This window comes from Pseudomonas sp. FP2254 (assembly GCF_030687695.1).
GTDB lineage: Bacteria > Pseudomonadota > Gammaproteobacteria > Pseudomonadales > Pseudomonadaceae > Aquipseudomonas > Aquipseudomonas quebecensis.
On sequence record NZ_CP117444.1, the window covers coordinates 2,722,596 to 2,745,300 of the forward strand.

Genomic DNA, 22,705 nt, shown 5'->3' on the forward strand with positions numbered 1-22,705 from the left:
TTGGTTCGAGACGGTTGATTTTCGGGACGCTCGACACTGATGCCAGTGGCATCAAATCTACTGACGTCCAGTGCGTTTGCCACGCAGCTGGCGCAGTTCATCCAGGCACGCTTGGGCGAGGACAGAGGCGGGTTGGCCCTGTTTTCTAGGTGGGCGTGAAGGGGCGGGTAGCGGTTCTCCCATGGGTAACGATTCAGCCTGACCTGCCCATGGGCGGAAATCGCCTTTCAGCGCTCGCTGAATAAGACCCATCAGATATGCCGCCGGTTTGCGAACGCTGCCTGCCGCACATCGCGCGCCCGCTTCGTTGAGCACTGCCTGCCGATCCGCTGGTTTAAGCTTGTTCAGCGTCATGGTGACGGCCTGCCGCTCGCTCGGACTCAGGTGCAGCGGATCAGGCCAGTGCAGGTTGTCCACCGCTGGGGTCGCGCGCGGTACAGTACAAATACTTTCTTTTAATACAGTACAGGCAGTGTTCGGATTCCGAACGGTGCCGGAAACCTTGGCGTTCAGACCCGGTTCGGAATCCGAACGAGGTTCCACACGATTCCGAACGCGGTGACCGCCACCCAGTTCTGAATCGTGTAACGCTTCATCGGTCGCCTGATCCAATCCTTGTTTTGTCCAATGGTCACTCCAACTGTCGATCCGGGTGGGGAGTCGACCCAAATCGACATCGGTGTCCTGACGAATTTCTTCCAAAACATGCCGAGCGACAATTCGCACAGCCTTGGTTGCATGGGAGAGGGCATGTCCGACCAGCTCCAGGTAGTCCTGATCCAGCTCCATGGCTTCGGCGGGCGTTAACGGTTCATCGTGCAGAACGTACAGAGAACCTTGTAGGCGCCCGTTGAGCTGATCGCGGCCACGACTCACCAAGCTAAGCCAGCGCGTCAACCTGAGCATCGTCAAGACGCGAGCGATGGTCTCACGGGAGGCTGACGCGCCGTAGGGCACGCTTGACAGATAAGGCTGCAGATCTTCATAGCGCGGTGTTACCACGCCCTGACCGTGTAGTATGAGTCGAAACACCTGCCAGGCATTCCGTTCCAATGGCGTTAGCCGACTATCCAGCAGCAAGCGACGCGGCACGACTTCGTGAGATTGGCCGCTGAACAAAAAGCCCGCCTGCAGGGCCTGGTTGGAAGGATATTCAGTGGTGGGGCGTGCGGGCCAACGTTCACTTAGTTGTTGGGTGCATTGCTGCAGAACACGCTGCCAGCGACTGGAAGCGGCAGTGTTCATTTTCCGTTGCTGTAATGGTCGATCTGCTGCCAAACGATGGTCAAGCTGATCTGTTGTTCCTCCGCCAACATCATCATAGCGTCTAGCTGATTCTCAGCACCGTCCTGATCGCGTAGTTGGCACCAACGCTGCCAGAGCGCATGCTCCTGCGCTTCGCTCAAGTTCTGGGGGCGGCCCTTGCGGGTTTCTATCTTGAGCAGACGTCGGCGCAGGGCGGTTTCCGAATGCGCCAAGCCGAAGCACTGATACATGATGGTACTGCTGGCACCGAGCTTTAGCGCTCGGTTGATTAAGTGCTCGTTCTGTTCGTCGCGTTCGGCCTGGTCGATCAACCGATGCAACACCGGAGAATCAATCTTGACCTCAACCCAGGGGACGGTGGCATGGGCCAGACGTGACAGTGTGGTGGGCGGTAAGGATTGCAACAGGTAGATGTCCTCTTCACCCAGTCCGAGTGCTTTGCAGCGTTGCATATTACCCAGGCGCAACTCGTGAAGGACCTGGGCCAGCATGGCCTGGTTGAGCACATTGAAGGACAGGTTCATGGCAGCTCCCTTGGTGAATCGTCTTCAGGGGGAAGCGTTAAGTCGATCAGGCGCCGGGCTAAGCGAATGAGGCGATACAGTTTGATTAGCAGATTGTCCGGCAGTCGCTCTAGCCCTACGTCCACGGCGGGACGATCTGTCAGCGGGAGTTGATAGACCCCCAACAACAGCTGCCCGAACAGCACTGAGGGCAATTGCTTGCGATCCTCCCAGTTCACTTTGTCTTGGGCACGCAGCAGCGCCAAGAGCAATAGGTGAACGCCGGCCGCACGAGGCGCTGCAAGATCAAGTTGCTCGATGCTGAGGTCGAAGCCCAGGCCATGCTTCTGGTCGATGATGCTCTCGGGATGTCCGGCATAGGCCGCCATTTCCCGAGCCAAGCCGGCGATGGCTAAACGCAGTTGTTCGGGGGTATCCAATGTTGGTGCGATGATCCAGATGTCGTCGATCGGGCAGGTTGCAACGGTCTGTCCTGGTTCGGAGGCATTGGCGCGATCAATCTGTTCGCGGATCTGCTGGACACGTGACGGAGGGCTGGCTGCTGATACCAGGGTCGTTTCGGGCAGTGTGAGCTGCTCCTCTCGCTCTGTTCCGGTCTGCGTCCTAGTTTCAGCTGATTTGGAATGCGGCTCGGAAGGGGGAGGCTCGGCCGCGGGCTCATCGACGCTCGGCAGAAGGTTGTTCTGCGGGGACGTGACGACCACGCCGGGCCTCTGGATAACCCGTTGGGTATCGCCCAACTCCAGGGCCAACATGCGGTAGGACTGTCCGAGTAAGCGACTCATGCGTTCGAGCAGTTCATCCTGGACTCGCTCAAGGTCGAAGGACTCTGGGTCGGCATCAAATTGCCCTAAGGTGTCGAGCCAAAACTCGGGAAAAGCGATGGCGTCAGTTGGATAACGATTCCAGGTTCGTTCAGCCTGGCTACGCAGACCGATCAGGCGTTCTATTTTGGGTTTGCCCAACCCGGCGTATAGGGTTTGTGGAATGGCTGGCAGTAAATGTTCAAGGGTGTCCAGCATCCGGCTGATGTGCGACTGCGAAATCGGATAGCCTCCAACGGCAAGACGTCGCGCCAGCTCGCGTTGCGAGAGTGTTGCTCCATCTGATTCAAGCATGGTCTTGAGTTTGGCCACTGCCAGAGCGCGTTCGATGAAGGTGAGCTGACCGTGCAGGTCGCTTTCGGCCAAATGACCGAGTAGGACGGTGATTTCATTGGCCCACGGTCGAAACAGGCAATGGATGCGGAAGAAACGCTCGTCGCGGGTTTCCTGCCACAGCTCGCCGAGAATTGCCAAGCGCGTATTACCTCCGTTGCGGATTATGAAATAGGTTTCACCCGGGCGGCGGGTAATCGGCGGCGGTTGATCCAGCCCGCGCTCACGGATCGAGGCTTTTATATCGTCATAAAGCGGATTGCGGATGAAGCGTGGGTTGTGTTCGTAGGGCCGCAACTGCTCCAGCGTGACTAGCATGGGGGTGTCGATGACTGGATCGGACAGTCGCTCCAATTCTGGCCACCGAGGAAAATGGTCCTGGTGAAGTTTGTCGGTGATCTCCTCCTGGCTGAGTTTCTTCATTTGAATAGCCTCAGTTAACGCCGGCTACGCAAATGGTCACCGACCTCGAACTTAACGATCTCGGCTGTACCCGAGCCTTCGAAATGCCGAGACAGTTCCGCGAGAAACCGACCCATGGCCGAGCGCCCACGCTGCAGGCGAAAGACCACGGTGCAATATTCCTCGCTAGGCGGATGATCTTGTCGAATGGATGGCTGAACGATGATGGGAAACTGATCCAACATCAAAAGACTCCTCGCCAAACGCTGTTGGCCTTGAGGTTGAACAAACAAAATGACCTGGCGAGAAATACCGGTTTCGGTATTCGCCTTATCGAACCTCTGCGTATCTGCTCACCCTAGAAATCGCCTCGCGCCATTCCGGAAACAACTCGATGGCCAGCGCTTGCATGGTTTTCAGCGCTGATTGCGAGCGTCGTTCATGTGACTGGCGAGTCTCGATTCGGTGGGCTGGTAGACCAAGGGAGGCGGCATTGAGGTAAGCCACTCGGTCTGGAACTGCGGTGTCTAGAACAGAAATGTTGGGAGCTCCAGCGAAGGACTCGTGCAGGCCACGGATGATCATTCGCGTGTCTACTCGGACGCTATTTACCTGGTTCAGCAGCAGTCGCAACGGTGGCAGCGTAATACCCAGGTGACGAAATGGTTCGAGTTCACTGAAAAGCCTCAAAGTGCCGCGGCGTAGTTCGCGGGCGGCTAGCATTTCCGGTGTGATGGGGGAGAGGGCGATATCGCAGGCGAGGATGGCCATCTCCAGCAGCACGCTACGTGCGCCTTGGGTGTCGATCAAAAGTAGGTCGTAACGGGGGCGAAAATCGTCGAGCAAATTGCGCAGCCGTAATCGCCCGTCAGGGGCGTGCAGCAGTAATGTACTCAACTGGCCTTGAGCGTCGTTGGAGATGATGAGATCGAGCCCTGCAATCACGGTCCTGGAAAAAATCTGTGCAGGTGCTGTTAAGTTGAGTGCAATGAGCTCGTACGTCCCGGCAACAGCTTTCTGGCTCAACGCGTAATAGCTGGAGAGGGTGGGCTGGCTATCTAAATCGAGCAATAGGACGCGTAGACCGGCATCCGCCAGCAGACCGCCGAGGTTGGCGGCTACTGTCGTTTTGCCCACTCCACCTTTGGTAGACACCACTGATACCACACGCATGGCATCAGGCCTGCTGCGCCAAACGCTGATTGATCCATTGTTCGATCTCCAGCGAGTCCCAGCCGACTGCGCGAAGTCCAATGCGTCTGGCTTGGGGGAATTTTCCTTCCTTCATCAAGCTGTAGATGTGTGCACGCTTGAAGCCGGTTTTACGCTCCACCTCCTCACGCCGCATGATGTGACGCTCGATCTGCGGTTGAGGCATTTCAGCGATGGGGAAGGCTTGGCTGGACATGCTGGTCACTCCTGGCGTTAATTGGCGCGTGAGGGAAGTGACCTGAATTGAATAGCAGAAGTGGCTGGGAGTCATTGCGTTGCAATCTGAGGGATTGCAGCGCAACGCATCGATTACGTGTGTTTTTTGAGGCTACGGTTGGCCGCGGCAAATTTTTCGTCCAGCGTTCGTTTGCTAAGACCGGGCACGTCTCTGTAGCGCGCGAGAATTGCATCGACGATTGCGGCTTGGTTTTTGAACACGGAGAGAGGCTTACCTGCGGGTGAATGGCCCAAGAGCAGGCTGACTAAAACGCCAATGATATTTTGATACGTAATTTCGCTACGCTCACTGACGTGGTCGTGCGTTTTGACCAACGCATTGAGTTCATCCCGCTCTAACCCGATCGCTTGAAGATCTCTCAAGAGGGTTTGATGGTGCTCCTGTAGTGTATTCAGCTCCCGCAGAACAGTGTCTCGATCGGCTTTAAGTGCAAGGAACGCCCCTAGGCTAACTTTTTCATCATGATCTTTGCTGGGCTCAAACAGAAAGCTAGGCTTTTGGTCGGGATAGTGAGTCTGCATCCAGCGACGCAAGTCAGAGTGGCGTATGGTTAATTGGTAGGGCTCCACGTAAGTTCCTATGGGAACGGAAATGCCAAGACACCCATAAGGCAACTCTCCATTACGCACTGCGTCGTAAATTGCTTCAGTGGTCACACGTAAACACGGCCATTGTGGAAAGAGTTTTCCAAGTTTCTCCGGGCAGAACTCATCGGCTTGAACTATCTCTGCTTCGTGATAAATGAGGTTGCACCACCGTAATGCTGCGTCAATAGGTCTATAGAAGATTTTAGTATTACGATCAAACGTATGCTCAGGCATATAGGACGGACCTCCATTCCCGTGGAGAAGGCCTCCCGCGAAGCATCTCTTTATCAACAAGCAGACGGAAGCTGCTGTTCTTTTGGATTCCTCGCTTGGTGAGGTCGTTCCACCTACCAAAAATTCCGATAAGAGCGTAAAAATTCAAGGTCGCTATATTGACTTTATTGGTCGTTAATGGCTAGCAAAAAAATGATTGTGAGCGCTTCTTTTTTTGTCTGCACATCAACGCGAAGCTTGCATCGCATGATTTTGACCGGTGTGCTGCTTCAGCAACCTTTGAGGGAATTCAAGTGCGGGAAAAGAGCAACTTCATTCCAGCAGCTCCAAAAACTATTGCGAGCGTACCCTCAATCCATCGGCGAGCCCTACGATATCCTCGAATCATCGGGGCGGTGGAGAAGACAATTGCGTAGCTACAGAAGATAGTGACGCTCAGCACGGCACAGCCGGCCAGGATGATTGCGACGGTGACAGGTGTCGCTTGCGGTCCCAGGCCGAGTGTCATTGTCGCGATCCAGCCTAATAATGCTTTAGGGTTTGTGAGGTGCATAAGCAGGCCGCGCTGGTAGAGGCTGAAGCTAGAAACAGCGGGAGCTGCTGCCATTTCGTTTTCAAACTGGGCATTGGAGGTAATGGCGGAACGGCCGGCTTTAATAGCGAGGTAAAGTAGGTACATTCCTCCCACTATCTTTAACACAACAAGTGCCTGAGCATATTGCGCCAGGATGGCTGAGACGCCTGTAGCTGCCATAGATCCCCAGAAAAACGAACCGCTGATCACGCCTGCCGCCAGCATAAGTGCAGGCTTACGGCCTTGATGCATTGCCACGCCCATAATCCGCATGTTGCTGGGGCCGGGGCTCGCAGCTCCAACGATGTAGGCCGTGAAGACGAGGAACAAGTGATGAAGATCAAATGACATGAATAACCCCTTGATAGCGTCACATACCGGTCAGCATTCTGAGTGTCGATAATGGGCCGCCAACGTGTTAGCTGTCTAGGCGCCAGCAACTCGCCGTCACTGCCTGTCCTGCAACTTCTGCTTCGAGCTGCAGTAAGCAACCTGAGTCAGGTGCGCCTCCGAGCACTTCCAGCTTTAGCTCTTGGCGGGAACTGGTGATATACAGAGTGGTGCCATTTTTACCTGCGAAGCATAGGTCGGTGGGGCTGGGTACTGGAAGGCCTATCATTCGGTCCAGATTGCCCTCTGCATCAAAGCGCGCGAGACTCCAGCCATCACGCTGTGTTGTCCACACGCCGCCCTGTGCGTCCAAAGCCAAGCCGCTTAGGCTTCCCCCTCCGCGTGGCAAGGTAGCCAGTCGGCGCACGCTGTTGCTGCCAGGCCGCATCCTGAGGATGTCGCCTGTCCCTGGTGCGATGGCGTATAACGCTGTGCCGGTAGCATCCCACCGAAAACTGCTGACTTGTTCGCTCATGGTCCAGCCATGGCGCAGTTCTCCCTCAACACTTACCTCACCAATTACGCAGCCGCTTGACGTTCTGGTACATCCCCACAGCGTGCCTGAAGGGTGGGTGCCCAAGGCCAGGAGGCGGGAGCCCAGGAGATCCTGCATGGGATGCTCCGCGCCTTGCCAATCGATCAATGACCAGCCTCCTGCGTGGGCGACCAACAACCCATCATGGTGCATCTCCATGGCGCGCACGGGGAAGTCCAGTCGGCTCAGAATGCGGCTGCTGCGACCGTCCCAGCAATGTATCGCCGGTGCGAGGGTGTCCGCCCAGTAAAGCCGTTTTTGCTCGGCGTGCCAGCGTGGGAAGGCACCATGGAAAGCCCATGGCCCGGGCACCACGTTCGTAGCGCTGGTCGGGTGGGCTGAGGGCTCACCCCGCAGCTGTTCGCCGACCCGTCGCGCGGCATCTGCCAGCTCCGGACCGAGCAATGTCAAACGCTCCAGGGTGAGTCGATAGGCCGGCCCGGCGACGCTCAGTGCACCGCGCACGCTGCCATGCTTATCGATGATCGGGGCGGCGACGCAACGCACTCCGAGCCGTATCTCTTCATCATCCAGCGCGTAGCCGCGAGTACGGGTGATCTGCAATTCGGCCAGCAAGCGCCGGCGATCGGTGATCGTCAGTGGTGTCAGCGGTTCTAGCACCAGCCCCTTGAGAATGTCGTCACGGGCGCCGGGCGCCAGCGCAGAAAGGATGGCTTTGCCCTGGCCGGTGCAGTACACCGGCTTGCCCTGGCCCAGGCTGGCGGCAGAGCGCAGGGTGTGGGCACCATCGCAACGCTCCAGCGACAACACCTGGTTACCGTCCAGTACAGCCAGGTAAGAGGTTTCGCCTGTGAGGTCACGCAATGCACGAAGCTCGGCGCTGGCGGCGGCCACAAGGTCCGGCTCCAGGTAGGCGTTACGTACCATCTCCAGATAATTGAAGCCCAGCCGGTAGACCTTGCGTGTGGGGTCGCGCCGAATCATGCCGCGCTCTACCAGCGTGGCGAGGATCCGGTACATCGTTGTGCGTGGCAATTGAACCTGAGCGGCCAATTGCGTTTGGCTGATGCCGTTGGGAGTCGCGCCAACAGCTTGCAAGACATCCAGGGCTTTTTCCAGCGCGCCCGTGCCATCTCCAGTCTTCATCGAGTATTCCCACCTTTTGGAACTGCTCTGGTTGGTCACCCATTCTGCTGCTTTTTGATTCGGTTTTCCGCCATAGAATCGAACTCAGCGGGGCAGGTTGCGGGTTGAGTTCCACATGGTGGGAATGCCTGACTGCTCATCAGATGCCGTATCGTTTGGAGAACCTATAAGAATGTCCACCATCCACACCTACGCTGACGCTCATGAAAGCGCTTCTGGCAAGCGGGTTGAAGTCAGTGATGAAGTCCTGGCCAAGCTCGCCACGTGCAGCAGTGGTTCGTTAACGACTCAATTATTCAAGCGTGGTTTTCGCCAGCCTGCGCTGGTCGGCCTGCGCGCCATGACGCGCGACACCAAGCCGTTCGCCGGACGCGCTTTCACCATGCGCTTTATCCCGGCGCGTGAGGATATCGATACCTACGCGACGATGACGACCAAACCCAATGACGACAACCTGCAGTGGCAGGGCGTCGAGCAGATTCAGCCGGGTGATGTATTGGTGATCGATAGCCGCAATGACCCGGCTGCCGCCTCTGCTGGCAATATTCTGGTTACGCGGTTGCTGGCGCGTGGCGCCAAGGCCATCGTGACGGACGGCGCCCTGCGCGACGGCAGCGAAATCGCGGGCATGAACCTGCCTGCCTACGCCCGTGAGATCACGGCAACTACTCGTATTTCTTATCACCACGTTGCCGATCTGCAAGTACCGATCGGCTGCGCCGGTGTCGCGGTTTATCCCGGCGACATCATCGTAGGTGATGCCGATGGCTTGACCTTGGTGCCAGCCCATTTGGCAGAAGAATTGGCCGTGGTCTGCAGCGTGCAGGATGACCTCGAACGTTACCTGGCCATGCGCATTGCCGCAGGTGAAGCCTTGTGGGGCGTTTACCCACCCAGCCCGGCTTCGATCGCTGATTACCACACCTGGGTCGCCAATGGCCGCCCGACCATTCCTTCAATCATTGACCGCAAGGAGGACTGACCGTGGCCGAGCACACTTACGCCCAATTGATTCGTCGCTATTTCGATGCCTGCAACGAGGCTGACTACGACAAATTGGTGTCCTGTTTCACCCCGGATGCAGTGCATTACTTCCCAGCCGGCCTGCCGGATATTCCATGGCGCACTGCTGACGCCATTGCCCGTAAGTGGCAGTGGTGCGTGGAGAATCTCGGTTCACAGTGGACCATCGAGAAAATTCTGGTCAGTCACGACAGCCATGAAGCTGTGATCGAGTGGACCCACTGGAAAAGCAAGCTGAACACCGCCCTGCGCGGAGATGAGTGGTATGTGTTCGACGAGCAGAGCGGCTTGATCAAAGAGATTCGTGCGTACTACGCCTCACCTGCGGATAAGGCAGTAGCGATCAACGAACTGGTGGATTTCGACTACGCAGGTCGTGGTTACAACCTCGGCCCTGCGCCGCACTGAACGGAGATCGACATGAGTAATCAACAAGACTGCGCACTGCTTGGCATCGATGAGGTGGTGGCTAAGGCAGTAGACGCCACGGTTACCTGGGCTGAGTCATCAGTTGCGGTACGCGCTACTTTACTGCGCGGATTTGCTGCTGCCCTTGAGCACAATCAGGCGCAACTGGTCGCCATCGCGGACCGTGAAAGCGGGTTGGGTGAAGCACGGCTCAACGGTGAAGTCGCACGTACCGCGTTCCAACTGCGTGGGTTCGCCAGTGAAGTGGAGGCGGGCGTGCCTTATCGCCGCGTTGTCGATGAGGCCGTTGCCGGCACCCCGCCGGTTGGCCGGCCGAAACTGGTACGAGTACAGCGCCCGCTGGGGCCTGTAGCGATGTTCTCCGCGAGCAATTTCCCGTTCGCTTTCTCGGTACTCGGCGGCGACACCGCCTCTGCGCTGGCTGCCGGTTGTCCTGTGGTAGTTAAGGCACACTCGGGCCATCCTGCGCTGTCCCGTGCCGTATTCGAGGTGGCTACCGCAGTCATTCGCGAGCAAGGGCTACCCGAGGGCGTATTGACCCTGGTTGAGAGTGCGTCACGTGCAGGCGGTACTTACCTGGTGCAGCACCCCGGGATTGCTGCCGTAGCGTTCACAGGCTCTTTCCAAGGGGGCAAGGCACTGTGGCAAGCGGCAAATGAGCGTGCGCGTCCGGTGCCGTTCTTTGGCGAGTTGGGCTCTATCAACCCGCTGGTGGTATTGCCGGCGGCACTGGAGCACGACAGTGAAACGCTCGCTAAGACACTTGCGGCCTCCATCACGCTCGGCTGCGGTCAATTCTGTACCAGCCCAGGCCTGATAGTTGTTTTGGAGTCGTCCCAGTCTCAGCGTTTTGTTGCGCAGTTGGCCGACGCCATTGCACCCATCGGCACGCACCGCATGCTTACAGAAGCCATGCAGAAGGGGTTCGAGGCGGCCGTTGCCATTGTGGCGCAGCATGCAACACCAGTCTTCGACAAGGCGCAGGATGGTGCGGGACCCGCGCCTCGGTTGTTAGCCGCTGATGCAGAAGCATTCATCGCCAACCCGCACTTGCGTGAAGAGATGTTCGGTCCAGCCGCTTTGATCGTCACTGCGCAGTCGTTGGCTCAGGTCATTGAGGTGCTGGACGTGGTGGGTGGGACCTTGACCACAACGTTGTGGGGCGCTGAAGAATCCAGTGAGTCCAATCGGCAATTGGTGCGTGCCGCCGAGCGCGTATCGGGTCGCGTTCTGTTCGGCGGTGTACCGACCGGTGTTGCCGTCTGCCACGCGCAGCAGCACGGCGGACCCTGGCCGTCGTCGACCGCCCCACAAACCACCTCCGTCGGTTATGCCGCGATCGAGCGTTTCTTGCGCCCGGTGGCCTTGCAAGACGCGCCGGCCTGGGCCTTGGGTTAACGGAGGGCATAACGATGATGCGACATATCGTATTGTTCCGGCGCCTGGCGGGTGTTGAGCCGCAGCCCGAGCTGGAAGCTCGCTTGGTCGCACGCATGCGTGGCCTGGAGAGGGAGATCGATTTCATACGCCAGTGGAACGTGGCGGCCAACGAATTGGACCGGCCAATCTGCTGGGACTACATCCTTGAGTCCACCTTTGATGACGGGGCGGCGGTCGAGCGTTACCTGCCGCACCCCGCGCATCAGGCCTTGGTGGCGGACCTCAAGCAGTACTTCGAGTGGGTGGCAGTGGATTACAGCGTATAGACCCCAGCAGCGCCTGGTCTGTTGCTCGGGTCAGGCGCTATAACAACAAGATCCGGCATTGCAATGCCGGGCGGAGAAGTACATGAACAAGAAAAAGAACTACCGTTGGACGATCCTGACGATGCTGTTCCTCGCCATGATCATCAACTATATCGATCGTGCGGCGTTGTCGATTGCAATGCCGTTTATTACCCAGGAATATCACCTCACGCCTTCGGAAAAAGGCATGATCTTCAGCAGCTTTTTCTTTGGCTACGCGCTGTTTTGTTTCATTGGCGGTTACCTCGCCGACCGCTTCGGCCCCAAGCGCGTACTGACTTGGTCCATGAGTTTCTGGTCGGTGCTGTGTGGCTCCACTGCGCTGGCTTTCAATTTCTGGTCGCTCTTGATCGTCCGCGCACTGTTCGGGGTGGGCGAGGGCCCGGTTTCAACCACTGCCAATAAAACCGTAAACAGCTGGTTTCCCATTAAGGAGCGGGCCCGCGCCATTGGTCTCAACCAGGCTGGGGGGCCATTGGGCGGTGCCTTGGCAGGTCCTATCATCGGTTTCCTCGCCCTATGGTTGGGCTGGCGCGTTGCCTTTGTGGTAATTGCTGTAATCGGCTTGGTCTGGGCAGTCGCTTGGTACCGACTGGCTACGTCGACGCCGAACGAGCATCCTAAGGTCTCGCCCGAGGAGCTTGCAGAGATCAACGAGGGCCGTGAGGCGCCGGTTTCTACAGTAGAAAACGCGCCACGTACCCCTGTTTTGGAAATCATTCTGCAGCGTTCGGTATTGGTCACCGGGGTTTCGCTGTTTTGCTACAACTACATACTCTACTTCTTCATGACCTGGTTTCCCAGCTACCTGATCGACGCCAAGGGCATCGACCTCAAGGCCATGAGCATAGTCACGGCGTTGCCTTGGCTGGTGGGTACCGTGGGTTTCGTATGTGGTGGCCTGCTCATTGACTGGGTATTCAAGCGTACTGGGAAGCAACTGTTTTCGCGCAAAGTAGTTCTCGTCACCTGTCTGTTGGTTGCGGCGGTTTGTATCGGGTTGACCGGTCAGGTTGAGAGCGTGACCGCGACTGTGGCGGTAATGACCGTTGCCATCGGTTTCTTGATGCTTACCGCGCCGGCGTATTGGTCGCTAATCCAGGACGCGGTGCCGGATCACCAAGTCGGCACCGCGGGTGGATTTATGCATGGGCTGGCCAACCTGTCGGGCATTGTTGCGCCGACGGTCACCGGCTTCATCATCCAATCCACAGGCACTTACAGCAGTGGTTTTGCCTTGGCAGGTGGCCTTGGCATCCTCGGTGCGCTGATTGTGGCGTTCTTTGTTGGCAAAAAGCCGCAGAAACGCGAAATGGCCATTGCCGCCGCCTGATCCTTTGAAGCGCCGGCTAACGTCGGCGTCCGTAACGAATTTGGGAATTTGTCATGCCTACGCTGCTTATCACCGGCGCTGCCGGTATCGTCGGAACCGCGCTGCGGCCCATTCTTCGTCAGCGCTACACGCTGCGCCTGCTTGATCGTAAACCTGTTGAAGATCTCGTAGCTGGCGAGACGGCGGTAGTCGGTGACCTGACCGATCCGGCGTGTGTGCAACAGGCCGTCGACGGCGTAGATGGGATCTTGCATCTGGCCTGCGCGCACGGTACTGACATTGAGTTTGTCAGGACGGTCGAGCCCAATTATCACGCCACCTTGTACCTGTTGGAGGCTGCGCTGCACCATGGCGTAAAGCGTTTTGTGTTCGCCAGCAGTCATCACGTGCTGGGCCAACACCGCAGTGACGCTGCTGAGTTCTTCGATGACATGCCCGTGGCACCTGACAGTTACTACGCTTTGAGCAAGGTATTTGGCGAAGCGGCGTGCGCCATGATCTCCCAGCGCAGCGACTTGGCCACGTTCATTGTACGTATTGGTAATGCTGACCCTAAGGTGTCCGACGCCCGCCGTCTGCGCATGTGGACCAGCGCCCGCGATTTGGCGCAATTGCTTTTAATTGGCCTGGAGCACCCGGACGTTCGCCAGGAGATCGTCTACGGCGTCTCGGAGAGTCCCAATCCGTTGTTCCACAACAAGCGTGCGCGCGCCTTGGGCTATACGCCGCAAGATAATTCGGGTGAGCACCTTGCCGAGCATTATCTTCCCTATGAGGCCATGGCTCCCGAAGGATCTGGCCGCGACCACGTGGGCGGCGCCTATGCTGGTGTGCCATTGGCCAGTGTCCTGGAGCGCATATGAAGATCGTCCGTGTCGATACGATGGTGGTGGAAATTCCGTTCCAGGATGGTGGCAAAGGGCGGGGCGGTACACCCTCAACCTGGAGCACCCTGGAAAACGTGCTTATTCGTCTTGAAGACGAGCAGGGCAACATTGGCTGGGGTGAAGCCTTCGGTTACTTCGTTGCCGACGCGACCAAGGCGCTGATCGATCGCCTGATTGCACCACTGCTGCTGGACCGAGACATCACTGATATCCCAGCATGGAGCCTGGATCTGCAGCAACGTCTGCACCTGTTTGGCCGTTATGGGTTGACGATGTTTGCCATCTCGGGGGTCGACATCGCCTTGTGGGACTTGGCGGCTAAACGTCAGGGCCTGCCGTTGCATCGACTGTTGGGGGAAACCTGTCGAGACCAGGTTCCGGCCTACGCCAGCCTGGTGCGTTATGGCGATGACAAGATCGCTCCGGCTACCTGCGAGAAAGCCTTGGCGATGGGCTTCACCGACCTCAAGCTGCACGAGGCAACCCTGCACGACATCGCCGCTTGCCGACGTGCCGTGGGCGATTCGGTGCCACTGGCCACCGATGTCAATTGTTCGTGGAGTGTGCAAGACACCCGTGATTGGCTGCCGGCGTTGGCGGACCTCAACCTGGCCTGGCTGGAAGAGCCAATCTTCCCGCCCGAGGACTTCGCCACGCTCGCCAGCCTGCGCGGTCAGGGGGTACCGATTTCCGCCGGGGAAAACTGGTGCACGGCCGTGCAGTTCGAGCAGGCCTTGACGAGTGGCGCGGTCGATTCGATCCAGCCCAGTGTGACCAAGGTCGGCGGCATTTCCGAATGTTTGCGCATTGCCGAATTAGCGCGTGAACACGATGCCGTGGTGCTGCCGCATTGTCCGTACTTTGGTCCTGGGTTGATCGCCACGCTGCACTTGGCGGCGGTCCAGCCTTGGGTTCCCCAGGTGGAGTACCTGTTTGTGGAGCCGGCGGACTGGCTGTACCCGGTGGAGTCGCTACGCCGGGGCAACCAGTTACTGATTCCCCAGGGGGCCGGGCTTGGTGTGGACATTGATCTGCAGGTGATTGAGCGTTTCCGGCGTAGTTGACGTTTCATCCCTTTGTGAATTGATAACCCGTCGTCGCCGCGCAACCGGCGGCCGGGTTTGCCGTGCCTGATCCAGGCGCAGGAGGTCCCATGCAACCTGTCGTACTGAGCAATGCCACTTGGACATTGAGTTTGCTGCCCGCCTGGGGCGGTCGTATCGCCGCCCTGCGCGCGAACGGGCTGGATGTGCTGGTTCCGATCGACAGCGAGGGTTTCGATCCGCTGAACTGGCCCAGGGCGGGCGCGTATCCGCTGATGCCGTACTCCAACCGCCTGCGTAATGCGCAACTGAGTTTCAACGGTCGTGTGCACGGCTTGCCGGCCCATCCAGCAGCGGCCCCGCATACCTTGCACGGCGTGAGTCACACGCTGGCCTGGGACGTGGTCAGCGCAACGGCCGATCAGTTGCTGATTGCCTGTGATTATGAAGGTGAGCATTGGCCGTGGGCTTTTCGTGCCGAGCAGCAATTTGCCTTGTCCGGTAATCGCTTGCGTATCACGTTAGCGTTGACCAACAACGGCGAGCAACCCATGCCCGGCGGACTCGGCTTGCACCCGTATTTCCAACGCCACCCCGGCCTGTGCGCGCACTATACGGTCGGCCGTGATTGGGCCATTGATTGCGACTACCTCGTTACTGGCGAGTACCTCGACCAACCGCGCAACGTGGTGTTCGAGGCGGACGATGCGCGAGCACTGGCCCATTACCAGTCGCGTTGGGATGGGCATTTGCAATTGGCGTATGCCAGCGGCCGGCTCGACCTGCACGCATCGACGCCGCTGAGCCATTTCGTCGCCTTCGCCCCGGCCAATGCCACCTACCTTTGCCTGGAGCCGGTGTCGCACCTTGCCGACGCCTTCAACCTGCCGTGTTCAACCTGGCACGACGTGGGCACACATGAACTGGCACCAGGGCAACGGCTGAGTGCCACCCTTGATTTCACCTGGCAAGACACCTGATGTCATCCACTGACCGCTGAATCGACACCCACCACCGAGAACAACAATAATGAAAAGATCCTCACACGAGGCGGGCTTCGCTCGCGCTGCAAAACCTCTGACACTGCTGCTCAGCCTTGGCCCCTTGGCGGCCCAGGCTGATCTGATCGATGATGCTCACGGCAATCTGACCTTGCGTAATTTCTACTACAACCATGACTTGCGGGATTCAACCAAGCCGGCACAGTCAAAGTTGGAGGAGTGGGCACAAGGTTTCATCTTCAAGGGCGGCTCGGGTTACACCGACGGCACGGTTGGCGTCGGTGTGGATGTCTACGTGGGCCTGGGGCTTAAGCTCGACTCGTCGCCTTCGCGCAGTGGCACCGGATTGCTGCCTGGCGCATACGACCGCGCCGGTGGTCCTCGTAATGCCGACCCGCGTTCGGTCGACAATTTTTCCGAGGCCACCGCCGCGCTCAAACTGAAGTACTCCAAGAGTGAACTTAAGGTGGGTGGCCTGTTTCCGAAAATCCCGCTGGTCACTTCCGGAGATTCACGACTGCTGCCGCAGTTCTTTGAAGGCGCGATGCTCGACATCCGCGAGTTCGATAGTCTCGATATCAGCCTGGGCCAGATGCGCCGCGTCAATCAGCGCGAATTCGCGGGCAGTCGCGAGATTCAGGTGGGCAATTACTACAGCGTGTTCAGCGACCGCTTCAATTACCTGGGCGGTACCTGGCGCATCAACCCGCAATGGACTGCAGGCGCGTGGGGTGGACGTCTGGAAGATGTCTATCAGCAAAACCTGTACACCGTGACTCATACGCACAAGGCCGGTGAGTGGAACCTGTCGGGTACGCTCAATTACCTCGACACAGGTGAGTCCGGCGCTGAACAGGCAGGCAAACTCGACAGCCGCATGACGTCCGGGATGCTCAGCGCCAACCTGCGTGCGCAGACTTTCCGCATCGGCTACCAGTACAACGCCGGCGACAGCGCGTTGCCATTTATTCACGACACCGACCTGCCAGGCGTGGCTAACGCGGTGCAGGTTCTACGTTTCGACCGTGCCCAGGAACGCTCGTGGCAGGCGCGTTATGACCTGGATTTTGCGCCGCTCGGCGTGCCTGGCCTGACGGCTTTTGCTCGTTACGTGAAAGGCGACAATTTCAAGGTTGCAGGTCAGGACGCCAGCGAATGGGAGCGCAACCTGGATATCACTTATGTGATTCAGGACGGCCCACTGAAAAACCTCGCGCTGCGCTGGCGCAATGTCCAGTTGCAAGGGGATGCAACCGGGCGACGGGATGAAAATCGGGTGATTCTGGCCTACAGCTTGCCGCTGTTTTAGTCGCTGCAAATGATCACGTTGCCGCACTGCTTGCAGCGCGGCAGCTTTGTTTTTCGGAGGTGCATTTCATCATGACTCAAACCTACCAACTCGATGTCGCTATGCAAGCCTACGTCGAGGCCAGCCAGCGTTTTTCCCCAGCAGATGACAGCCTTGCTGCTCGGCGCGAAGCGTTCTTACGTGCCTGTCGAGCCTGTACGCCGCCTGCGCCTGACGACATGAGGATTGATGATCTCCAATGGCAGGGATTGCGCTTGCGATGCTACCGACCCGCCGACATCCCCCCCGTGGGAGGCTGGCCAACGCTGCTTTACATTCACGGCGGCGGCTGGGATTTGGGTAGCCTTGATACCCACGACTGGTTTGCATATGCCTTGGGCCAGCGGTTGAAGGTGGCCATTGTTGCGGTCGATTATCGGCTGGCACCTGAGCATTGCTATCCAGCTCCATTGGAGGATTGCCTGGACGTTTGGCATGGACTACGGCAGGGATTCGTCGATCCTGATCTCAGTACCGAACGCTTGATGGTCATCGGCGACAGTGCCGGAGGTACGCTGGCGGCGGGTTTGTGTATGGCCTTACGACGAGATGGGCATCCTCAGCCGTTGGCCCAGGTGTTGATCTATCCGGTCTTGACGACTACTCACCAGTTTCCATCCATGCAAGAACATGCCAATGCACCGATGATGACAGTGACCGGTCTAGGGAAGTCTCTGGAGGGGTTTCTGCCGAGTGCGCAAGACCGACGGGACCCATGCGCCATGCCTTTGGAAGCGAAAGACTTTCGTGGGCTTGCGCCGACGTTCGTCGTCGTAGCGCAAATTGATCCCCTGCGAGATCACGGAGTGTCCTATCACGAACTATTGGCGGCCCATGGTGTGGATACACAATTGCACATCGCACACGGTCTGGTGCACTCAGGATTGAGGGCTTTCGGCGCATCAATGGTGGAAGCTGCTTGGGATTCCATAGCAATGTACGTAGAAAAAAAACTGCAGCCTTAACCTTGCAAACGGTGCATTCCCAGACAGGCCCGTTCAACTTGCGGCCCTGGTGTGAGGCTAGATGCCTGCCTCAGGGCCGCTGTTGATTATTGTAGATTTTTAGCCCCGTTACGAATTACAGAGGGCCAGCCCCACTGTTTTTAAGGGCGGCAGAGACCGCTGTTGAAAGTGAGGTAGTGGCTCTGCCTAACAGCCTCGAGAGCTGGTGGCTGTCGTCGAAAAGTGCACCCTCGGATGCGCTGACATCGTATCCGGCGACGGCGCAGGCCAGTGGTTCCGGTAGACCAAAACCCGCCAGTGCATGGGCATAATCCGCCTCAGGCAAATTTTGGTAAGGGATAGCCTTTCCGGTTTGACGAGAGATTTCTGCAGCAAGCTCAGACAGTGTCCATGCAGTATCGCCAGCCAGTTCGTAAGTTTTACCCTCATGACCTTCACTCGTGAGCACAAATGCAGCAGCTTGCGCGTAGTCTTCGCGGGTTGCCGCCGCAATCTTGCCAGCCCCTGCGCTGCCAATAAAAGCACCGGCAGCAAGCGCCCCGGGGATAAAACCAGTGTGGTTCTCGGCGTACCATCCATGGCGCAAAATGGTGAACTCAATACCCGAGGCTCTAAGTTCAGCCTCTGTTTGACGGTGCTCTTCGGCGAGGCTTAATGGTGAGGTATCTGCACGCAGAAGACTGGTGTAAACGATGCGCTTCACTTTTGCCTGCTTTGCTGCATTGATGACGTTTTGATGCTGTTCCACGCGTTTGCCGATTTCGCTTGATGAAATCAATAGTAGCGTGTCAACTCCAGCGAGGGCTGCGACAAGAGTTTCAGGTTCAGTGTAGTCGGCTGCACGAGCTGTTACGCCTAGGTGGCTCGCCTTTTCTGGGCGGCGAACGAGGGCGACGATATCGGACGCGGGTGTTTTCTGTATGAGTTTTTCAACAACGAGTCGGCCGAGTTGGCCAGTCGCACCGGTGATGGCAATCATGAAGAAGCTCCTTGTACAAAAAATGTGTGTGCAGGCAGAATATTTGGCTGGCAATATTTTTGTAAGTACGCACCTGAAGGTAAGTATGTATGTCTGATTCCATACCTTATGAAGTCTTTGAGCGATCCACTACCGTGGCTAACCAATTACGGAAGGGTCAGCTATTTGACGCAGGTTGCCCTTTAAGGATCGTCCTTCAACATGTCACGAGCCGGTGGGGCGTCTTGATATTAATCGCATTAATTTCAGGCACGCACCGCTTTAGCGACTTGCGTAAAAAAATTGGAGGTGTGAGCGAAAAAATGCTTGCACAAACACTTCAGCTTTTGGAGGTCGATGGATTTGTTGTACGTAAATCATATCCGGTAGTGCCACCTCATGTTGAGTATAGCCTTACTCCTATGGGGCTTGAGGTGGCGAGCCATGTTGAAGTTCTCGCAGATTGGATTGAAGCTAATCTACAAAAAATTATGGATGAACGTAGTTCGCGGGAAGGCTAATAGGAAACTTCCATAAAGTTTTTGCTCTTAAAGCTTGGATGTCCAGATCAATTTGTCATGTTCACACGAGTTGTTGCATTTCAGTCGGGACAAGATTGATGTGGATATCCGCCACGGCACTGCGAGCTGGCCAAGTTACGAAGTCCGCACCGTCCGGAAGGAAACCTTCGCGGTGCTCGCTTCGCCGAAATTGCTCGCGCAATGCCCGATCCACCGGGCGCCAGATCTGTTGGATCTTGACCTGGTGCTTTCAAAAGCCACCCTGCTCAAATGGCCGCAATGGTTCGCACAGCATGGCCTGGCATGCCCGGAAAAGCCTTACGCATTAAGCTTCGACCGATCGTACATGTCGCTGGAAGCCGCCAGTCACGGGTTGGGATTTGCCTTGGAAAGCACCTTGCTCGCGAAGAAATACCTGGCATCCGGCAGCCTGATCGAAGTGGCACCCGAAACGCTCAGCGCGCCAGTGGCTGCTCACCATTTGGTATTTCCCAAAGCCCACTCCAGCTTCCCGCGCGTTCGGCGTTTTCTGAAGTGGATGGAGAGTGAGCTGGGGCAGGGCTTTGCGTATTGAGTGCGCAGCCATTTGCATTCTGCCGTCCAGTTACTGAACTGCTGCAACTGGCTGATCTTTTCAGTGTCCCTCTAGGTAAATTGGGAGTGACCCGAACGTAGCTGCTCGACACTACGTGTAAGTTGGCCGATGCGATGGCTTGGACTTGGGCGAGGTGAGCGATCAGAACGGATAGGTGCGAGGTTCTCCTTGAACCGTCACCCACTGGGTGGTCGTGAATTCGTTGATCGCCCATTCACCGTTGAAGCGGCCGATACCGGAATTTTTTTCACCACCAAAAGGTACGTTAGGCGCATCAGCTACAGGAATGTCGTTGACGTGTGCCATGCCTGATTCAATCTGTCGGGCGAAACGCACACCCCGAGCTAAGTCAGCGGTAAACACTGCGGCTGATAGACCAAACTCTGTATCATTGGCTAACCACAATGCGTGCTCCTCGTTGTCAGCGCGCAGGATGCCAACAATCGGTCCGAAAATCTCTTCCCGCGCCAAGGCCATTTCAGGAGTGACATCTCCGAACACGTGGGGGTGAAATAACTGGCCTTTTGGTTCGTAGCCCAGCAACAGTTTGGCGCCTTCGGCCTTGGCTTGCTCGACCTTGTGCAGGTGGCTTTGTAGCTGTTTGACGTTTATCACTGGGCCGACGGCTGTGTCGTGATCCTTGGGGTCGCCGACCTTGAGGTTACGGACTTGTTCGACGAAGCCTGTGATGAACGCGTCGTAGAGGGGAGCCTCGACAATGATGCGATTGATGGCCATGCAAATCTGCCCTTGATGCAGAAACTTGCCAAATACCGCGGCTTTAACTGCCTGCTCCAAATCCGCGTCGGCAAGCACTACGAATGGGTTGTTACCACCCAACTCAAGGACCACATGCTTCAGATGTGCACAAGCTCCGACCTGCTGAGCAATATTCTGTCCTACAGGGGTCGAGCCAGTAAATGAGATCAGCCCTGGTACCGCATGGCGGACGAAGGGCCCGCCAATTTCGCTCCCAGCGCCTACTAGGACACTCAGCACTCCTGGCGGTAAACCGGCTTCCTCAAACACTTTGGCCAGGAGTAGACCTCCTGATATTGGTGTGTCACTGGCCGGCTTGATGACTACTGCGTTGCCAAGAGCCAAGGCCGGCGCCAGAGATCGTTGGGTAAGGTGGAAGGGGAAGTTCCACGGGCTGATCAGACCAACCACTCCAAGTGGTTTGCGGTAAATCAAGCTCTCTTTGTGAGGAATGTCCGATGCCACTATTTGTCCATGCGCTCGATTGGGAAAGCTTGCAGCTTCCAAGGTGATGGTTCGAGCGGAATGCAGCTCAATTTCGGCTTTGATCCGGGTGCTACCCGATTCGCGAATGATCCAGCCAACCAGCTCCTCATGACGCTCATCAAGAATTTGAGCCGCACGCAACAATACTGCCGAGCGCGCACTTGGTCCCTGTGCTGCCCAATTTCTCTGCGCCTGGCGGGCAGCATCATAAGCTTGGTCCACATCCTTCTCGTTCGCCATAGTGATTTCACACAGCAGTTGCTGGTCGAACGGATCAGTGACACTCAGGATGCTTTTGGCCGAGCCTTCGCGCCATTTACCTGCGATGGGTTGCAGATGGAATTCTGAGTATGCTTGGGGCATGGTACTTTCCTTGCGTGAGTGCAGTGGATAATTTTCAAGTTTCAAACAAGCCGGTCATAGGGTTCAGAATGGCACGCTGAATTTCATCAACGTCTTGTCCCCCCCGAAACGATTTCTAACTTGGTACTCATGGTTCCACTGCAGGCTTACGGAAACTCCCGATTTTGTCTGGTAAGTCACGCTCGGCCCTATAGCGAATACTTGTCCCCTGCGTCCCTCGGAGGTGAATGGGGTGGCGGGTACTGCTGATCCATCGATCTCGTCGTTGTTAATTTGCTTCACCCAATAACCTGAAATACCGACTCCCATGGGACCGAAGCGCTTTCCAATCAGGTAATCGATATGAATCTCGTCACCTGATCGGTAGTCGATTGACTGAGTTCCGGGAGCAGGCTTGTAATCGTGATTCGTGGCATTCAAAAAGTAAGCAAACCTGGTGGAAAACTCCCATCCGGTATCACTCAGGTAGGTGTAAGCGAGAGACGGCTCTACGCTCCAGTATCCAGTTCCTACGCTTTCTTGTGGGCGGCCTGCTCTGTAATAACCTGTAGGGAGGTTTATACCCAGGCCGGCTGCCCAACTTGAGTTATTGTGGCGCCAAGTATTAGCCAGTCCCAGGGTCAAATCAGCGAAGCGGGCTCCAGAGACTTTTCCAGCAGGAGTTTCAGACGCCATGTGCACTGTAGGTTGAATTAGATGCCACGCAAACTTTCCGCCGAGAATTTCCACATTTGTAACGTGCGCTATTCGGAAGGCATTGAACCAGGCGTGGATGGAGCCTGGAGCCTTTCTTCCGTCGCCATCACGCAAATCGGCGGAGTAGTACCCCAGATAATCGATAAAATAAACTCCTGGAGGAGGCGTTACACCTGCCATCCACGTTTCTGAACCGTATGGATACCAATCCGCGCCTTCCTTCGCTTGGACCATTCTTGAACACATTGCTATTGCAGTAAGAGCCAATAGGAGGCAAAGATTATCTTTTGTTTTACTCATTATTATTGTTCTCTTATTATTAGAAAG

23 protein-coding genes and 1 pseudogene are annotated in these 22,705 nt (G+C 56.9%); 12 read left to right on the top strand and 12 right to left on the bottom strand.

Annotated features, from left to right (window positions below):
* Nucleotides 1–57: 57 nt before the first annotated feature.
* The 9 genes from PSH94_RS12520 to PSH94_RS12555 all read right to left on the bottom strand — a co-directional run bounded on the left by PSH94_RS12520 (nt 58) and on the right by PSH94_RS12555 (nt 8,226).
* Entirely contained in the window at nt 58–1,245 is a 1,188-nt protein-coding gene (locus PSH94_RS12520; protein WP_305437653.1) for an STY4528 family pathogenicity island replication protein, read from the bottom strand.
* The gene (locus tag PSH94_RS12525) at nt 1,242–1,790 is read right to left on the bottom strand and encodes a DUF2857 domain-containing protein (RefSeq protein WP_305437654.1); all 549 of its coding nucleotides are present in this window, start codon (nt 1,788–1,790) and stop codon (nt 1,242–1,244) included. The genes PSH94_RS12520 and PSH94_RS12525 overlap by 4 nt, the downstream gene beginning before the upstream one ends.
* Nucleotides 1,787–3,370 carry a ParB family protein gene (locus PSH94_RS12530; protein ID WP_305437655.1) on the bottom strand — a complete coding sequence of 528 codons (1,584 nt, stop codon included), beginning with the start codon at nt 3,368–3,370 and terminating at the stop codon, nt 1,787–1,789. The genes PSH94_RS12525 and PSH94_RS12530 overlap by 4 nt, the downstream gene beginning before the upstream one ends.
* Nucleotides 3,371–3,384: 14 nt before the next feature.
* Nucleotides 3,385–3,594 (bottom strand): hypothetical protein, encoded by a 210-nt coding sequence (locus PSH94_RS26110; protein WP_370694749.1) that lies wholly within the window; start codon nt 3,592–3,594, stop codon nt 3,385–3,387.
* An 85-nt stretch (nt 3,595–3,679) separates the two neighbouring features.
* Nucleotides 3,680–4,522, bottom strand: coding sequence for a ParA family protein (locus tag PSH94_RS12535; protein ID WP_305437656.1), 843 nt, complete (start codon nt 4,520–4,522; stop codon nt 3,680–3,682).
* A 4-nt stretch (nt 4,523–4,526) separates the two neighbouring features.
* Nucleotides 4,527–4,757 carry an AlpA family transcriptional regulator gene (locus PSH94_RS12540; protein ID WP_213569617.1) on the bottom strand — a complete coding sequence of 77 codons (231 nt, stop codon included), beginning with the start codon at nt 4,755–4,757 and terminating at the stop codon, nt 4,527–4,529.
* A gap of 113 nt (nt 4,758–4,870) precedes the next feature.
* A complete protein-coding gene (locus PSH94_RS12545) occupies nt 4,871–5,620 on the bottom strand; it encodes a hypothetical protein (protein WP_305437657.1) in 750 nt (249 codons plus the stop codon).
* Nucleotides 5,621–5,909: 289 nt separating this feature from the next.
* Nucleotides 5,910–6,545: a LysE family translocator gene (locus tag PSH94_RS12550; protein WP_305437658.1), complete on the bottom strand. Its 636-nt coding sequence runs from the start codon at nt 6,543–6,545 to the stop codon at nt 5,910–5,912.
* Between the two features lie 67 nt (nt 6,546–6,612).
* Nucleotides 6,613–8,226 carry an IclR family transcriptional regulator C-terminal domain-containing protein gene (locus tag PSH94_RS12555; RefSeq protein WP_305437659.1) on the bottom strand — a complete coding sequence of 538 codons (1,614 nt, stop codon included), beginning with the start codon at nt 8,224–8,226 and terminating at the stop codon, nt 6,613–6,615.
* Nucleotides 8,227–8,398: 172 nt separating this feature from the next.
* Between PSH94_RS12555 and PSH94_RS12560 the strand changes: the two genes are divergently transcribed.
* The 10 genes from PSH94_RS12560 to PSH94_RS12605 all read left to right on the top strand — a co-directional run bounded on the left by PSH94_RS12560 (nt 8,399) and on the right by PSH94_RS12605 (nt 18,000).
* Entirely contained in the window at nt 8,399–9,208 is an 810-nt protein-coding gene (locus tag PSH94_RS12560) for a ribonuclease activity regulator RraA (RefSeq protein WP_305437660.1), read from the top strand.
* 2 nt (nt 9,209–9,210) lie between these two features.
* A complete protein-coding gene (locus PSH94_RS12565; RefSeq protein ID WP_049708973.1) occupies nt 9,211–9,657 on the top strand; it encodes a nuclear transport factor 2 family protein in 447 nt (148 codons plus the stop codon).
* A gap of 12 nt (nt 9,658–9,669) precedes the next feature.
* Nucleotides 9,670–11,076, top strand: coding sequence for an aldehyde dehydrogenase (NADP(+)) (locus PSH94_RS12570; RefSeq protein WP_305437661.1), 1,407 nt, complete (start codon nt 9,670–9,672; stop codon nt 11,074–11,076).
* A gap of 14 nt (nt 11,077–11,090) precedes the next feature.
* Nucleotides 11,091–11,384, top strand: a complete 294-nt coding sequence (locus tag PSH94_RS12575; RefSeq protein ID WP_305437662.1) for a Dabb family protein — start codon at nt 11,091–11,093, stop codon at nt 11,382–11,384.
* Nucleotides 11,385–11,466: 82 nt separating this feature from the next.
* Nucleotides 11,467–12,756, top strand: coding sequence for an MFS transporter (locus PSH94_RS12580; protein WP_305437663.1), 1,290 nt, complete (start codon nt 11,467–11,469; stop codon nt 12,754–12,756).
* A gap of 53 nt (nt 12,757–12,809) precedes the next feature.
* Nucleotides 12,810–13,619 carry an NAD(P)-dependent oxidoreductase gene (locus PSH94_RS12585; protein ID WP_305437664.1) on the top strand — a complete coding sequence of 270 codons (810 nt, stop codon included), beginning with the start codon at nt 12,810–12,812 and terminating at the stop codon, nt 13,617–13,619.
* A complete protein-coding gene (locus PSH94_RS12590; protein ID WP_305437665.1) occupies nt 13,616–14,707 on the top strand; it encodes a mandelate racemase/muconate lactonizing enzyme family protein in 1,092 nt (363 codons plus the stop codon). Before PSH94_RS12585 ends, PSH94_RS12590 begins: the two co-directional genes overlap by 4 nt.
* Nucleotides 14,708–14,796: 89 nt before the next feature.
* Entirely contained in the window at nt 14,797–15,666 is an 870-nt protein-coding gene (locus PSH94_RS12595) for an aldose 1-epimerase (protein ID WP_305437666.1), read from the top strand.
* Between the two features lie 49 nt (nt 15,667–15,715).
* Nucleotides 15,716–16,996 carry an OprD family outer membrane porin gene (locus tag PSH94_RS12600; protein ID WP_305437667.1) on the top strand — a complete coding sequence of 427 codons (1,281 nt, stop codon included), beginning with the start codon at nt 15,716–15,718 and terminating at the stop codon, nt 16,994–16,996.
* Between the two features lie 71 nt (nt 16,997–17,067).
* Nucleotides 17,068–18,000: an alpha/beta hydrolase gene (locus PSH94_RS12605; RefSeq protein WP_305437668.1), complete on the top strand. Its 933-nt coding sequence runs from the start codon at nt 17,068–17,070 to the stop codon at nt 17,998–18,000.
* A 115-nt stretch (nt 18,001–18,115) separates the two neighbouring features.
* Here PSH94_RS12605 and PSH94_RS12610 read toward each other — a convergent pair whose 3' ends face one another.
* Nucleotides 18,116–18,979, bottom strand: coding sequence for an SDR family oxidoreductase (locus tag PSH94_RS12610; protein WP_305437669.1), 864 nt, complete (start codon nt 18,977–18,979; stop codon nt 18,116–18,118).
* A gap of 89 nt (nt 18,980–19,068) precedes the next feature.
* On the opposite strand from PSH94_RS12610, the gene PSH94_RS12615 reads away from it, so the two are divergent.
* Nucleotides 19,069–19,479, top strand: a complete 411-nt coding sequence (locus PSH94_RS12615; protein ID WP_305437670.1) for a helix-turn-helix domain-containing protein — start codon at nt 19,069–19,071, stop codon at nt 19,477–19,479.
* A gap of 37 nt (nt 19,480–19,516) precedes the next feature.
* A pseudogene (locus PSH94_RS12620) lies at nt 19,517–20,053 on the top strand (LysR substrate-binding domain-containing protein); the annotation flags it as partial.
* Between the two features lie 162 nt (nt 20,054–20,215).
* On the opposite strand, the gene PSH94_RS12625 reads toward PSH94_RS12620, so the two are convergent.
* Together PSH94_RS12625 and PSH94_RS12630 are read right to left on the bottom strand one after the other, a co-directional pair.
* Complete coding sequence (locus PSH94_RS12625) at nt 20,216–21,682, bottom strand: aldehyde dehydrogenase family protein (protein WP_305437671.1); 1,467 nt, start codon at nt 21,680–21,682, stop codon at nt 20,216–20,218.
* A 63-nt stretch (nt 21,683–21,745) separates the two neighbouring features.
* Nucleotides 21,746–22,678 (bottom strand): transporter, encoded by a 933-nt coding sequence (locus PSH94_RS12630; protein WP_305437672.1) that lies wholly within the window; start codon nt 22,676–22,678, stop codon nt 21,746–21,748.
* Between the last annotated feature and the right edge of the window lie 27 nt (nt 22,679–22,705).

What these genes read in the sequence shown, in the direction of transcription:
- PSH94_RS12520 (WP_305437653.1), bottom strand. Translation starts at nt 1,245, where the DNA reads ATGAACACTGCCGCTTCCAGTCGCTGGCAGCGTGTTCTGCAGCAATGC.
- PSH94_RS12525 (WP_305437654.1), bottom strand. Translation starts at nt 1,790, where the DNA reads ATGAACCTGTCCTTCAATGTGCTCAACCAGGCCATGCTGGCCCAGGTC.
- PSH94_RS12530 (WP_305437655.1), bottom strand. Translation starts at nt 3,370, where the DNA reads ATGAAGAAACTCAGCCAGGAGGAGATCACCGACAAACTTCACCAGGAC.
- PSH94_RS26110 (WP_370694749.1), bottom strand. Translation starts at nt 3,594, where the DNA reads ATGTTGGATCAGTTTCCCATCATCGTTCAGCCATCCATTCGACAAGAT.
- PSH94_RS12535 (WP_305437656.1), bottom strand. Translation starts at nt 4,522, where the DNA reads ATGCGTGTGGTATCAGTGGTGTCTACCAAAGGTGGAGTGGGCAAAACG.
- PSH94_RS12540 (WP_213569617.1), bottom strand. Translation starts at nt 4,757, where the DNA reads ATGTCCAGCCAAGCCTTCCCCATCGCTGAAATGCCTCAACCGCAGATC.
- PSH94_RS12545 (WP_305437657.1), bottom strand. Translation starts at nt 5,620, where the DNA reads ATGCCTGAGCATACGTTTGATCGTAATACTAAAATCTTCTATAGACCT.
- PSH94_RS12550 (WP_305437658.1), bottom strand. Translation starts at nt 6,545, where the DNA reads ATGTCATTTGATCTTCATCACTTGTTCCTCGTCTTCACGGCCTACATC.
- PSH94_RS12555 (WP_305437659.1), bottom strand. Translation starts at nt 8,226, where the DNA reads ATGAAGACTGGAGATGGCACGGGCGCGCTGGAAAAAGCCCTGGATGTC.
- PSH94_RS12560 (WP_305437660.1), top strand. Translation starts at nt 8,399, where the DNA reads ATGTCCACCATCCACACCTACGCTGACGCTCATGAAAGCGCTTCTGGC.
- PSH94_RS12570 (WP_305437661.1), top strand. Translation starts at nt 9,670, where the DNA reads ATGAGTAATCAACAAGACTGCGCACTGCTTGGCATCGATGAGGTGGTG.
- PSH94_RS12575 (WP_305437662.1), top strand. Translation starts at nt 11,091, where the DNA reads ATGATGCGACATATCGTATTGTTCCGGCGCCTGGCGGGTGTTGAGCCG.
- PSH94_RS12580 (WP_305437663.1), top strand. Translation starts at nt 11,467, where the DNA reads ATGAACAAGAAAAAGAACTACCGTTGGACGATCCTGACGATGCTGTTC.
- PSH94_RS12585 (WP_305437664.1), top strand. Translation starts at nt 12,810, where the DNA reads ATGCCTACGCTGCTTATCACCGGCGCTGCCGGTATCGTCGGAACCGCG.
- PSH94_RS12590 (WP_305437665.1), top strand. Translation starts at nt 13,616, where the DNA reads ATGAAGATCGTCCGTGTCGATACGATGGTGGTGGAAATTCCGTTCCAG.
- PSH94_RS12595 (WP_305437666.1), top strand. Translation starts at nt 14,797, where the DNA reads ATGCAACCTGTCGTACTGAGCAATGCCACTTGGACATTGAGTTTGCTG.
- PSH94_RS12600 (WP_305437667.1), top strand. Translation starts at nt 15,716, where the DNA reads ATGAAAAGATCCTCACACGAGGCGGGCTTCGCTCGCGCTGCAAAACCT.
- PSH94_RS12605 (WP_305437668.1), top strand. Translation starts at nt 17,068, where the DNA reads ATGACTCAAACCTACCAACTCGATGTCGCTATGCAAGCCTACGTCGAG.
- PSH94_RS12610 (WP_305437669.1), bottom strand. Translation starts at nt 18,979, where the DNA reads ATGATTGCCATCACCGGTGCGACTGGCCAACTCGGCCGACTCGTTGTT.
- PSH94_RS12615 (WP_305437670.1), top strand. Translation starts at nt 19,069, where the DNA reads ATGTCTGATTCCATACCTTATGAAGTCTTTGAGCGATCCACTACCGTG.
- PSH94_RS12625 (WP_305437671.1), bottom strand. Translation starts at nt 21,682, where the DNA reads ATGCCCCAAGCATACTCAGAATTCCATCTGCAACCCATCGCAGGTAAA.
- PSH94_RS12630 (WP_305437672.1), bottom strand. Translation starts at nt 22,678, where the DNA reads ATGAGTAAAACAAAAGATAATCTTTGCCTCCTATTGGCTCTTACTGCA.